Here is a 1,085-nt window from a genome sequence, read left to right as displayed (position 1 = left end):
GGTAGTGTCAAAAACTACCCGTATTTTATTTTAAAAATTCTTTTAAAACCTTAATTTATTGGAGGTTTGCAAATAAAAAGAGCATTTACCTCCCATTTTTGATATAATGTCCTCGACCAAAATTCCAAAATATCAGAAAGGATAAATGCTCATGGACATTATACTATATTTACTTCAAATCATTCAACAACTCTATACAATGAATTGCTGGTTACTTAACTTTATCTGCAGATATATTCCTCTTAAACAGTGGGCTTTTGATGATTCCCATTCTCCAAAATACCAAAAGTTCAAGATTGATGAACTCCCTCTTGTCACCGACTTCCGCCAGGACTGGACTTATAAGGATCTCATCCCTTACTACGAAAAACGTTATGGTAAGAAGATCCGCCCTATCAGCCGCCGGTCAGAATGTAACATTCCCGATGACTGCATCTGTCCCCGCTGCAATGCACCGAAACCATTCCTGTACAAAAACAACGGTTCCAAGGGACAACTTCTCTGTAAGATTTGTGATACAAGATTCTCACCGGCTGAAAGTCGATTCTCCTCTGTGAAACTGCGCTGTCCGCACTGTGGGAATACTCTGGTTCCAAAGAAAAACCGTAAGCACTTTATCATCCATAAATGTGTCAATCCCAAATGCCCTTATTATCTCCACAACCTCAAAAAGCTGGATAAGGAAGACCTGAAAGAGGATTACGGTAAAAATAAATATAAGCTCCACTATATCTACCGTGAATTCACGATAGATTTTTTCAGCATGGACTTAAACACCCTGCCTAAAAATGCTTCTTCCCTGAAATTCAGCAAACATAATGCCCATGTCATGTCCCTGTGCCTTACGCTCCATGTCAATCTTGGGCTTTCCCTCAGGAAAACCTCTCAGGCACTCAAAGACCTGTACAATATCAGCATCTCACATCAGCAGATTGCCAACTACTGCAAGACTGCCGCCATCTGCATCAAACCTTTTGTTGATCAGTATCCCTACGAAAAAGGGGATGTGTTCACAGCTGACGAAACATACATAAAAATCCGTGGTATCAAGACCTACATCTGGCTCATCATGAATGCCGCCACCC

General features: G+C 40.7%; 1 pseudogene. It reads left to right on the top strand.

Going from position 1 to position 1,085, the window contains the following annotated elements:
* Positions 1-151: 151 nt before the first annotated feature.
* Positions 152-1,085: pseudogene (locus tag FYJ58_RS14675) on the top strand (transposase); the annotation flags it as partial.

This window comes from Velocimicrobium porci (assembly GCF_009696045.1).
Lineage (GTDB): Bacteria > Bacillota > Clostridia > Lachnospirales > Lachnospiraceae > Velocimicrobium > Velocimicrobium porci.
This window is presented reverse-complemented; position numbering and strand designations above follow the sequence as displayed.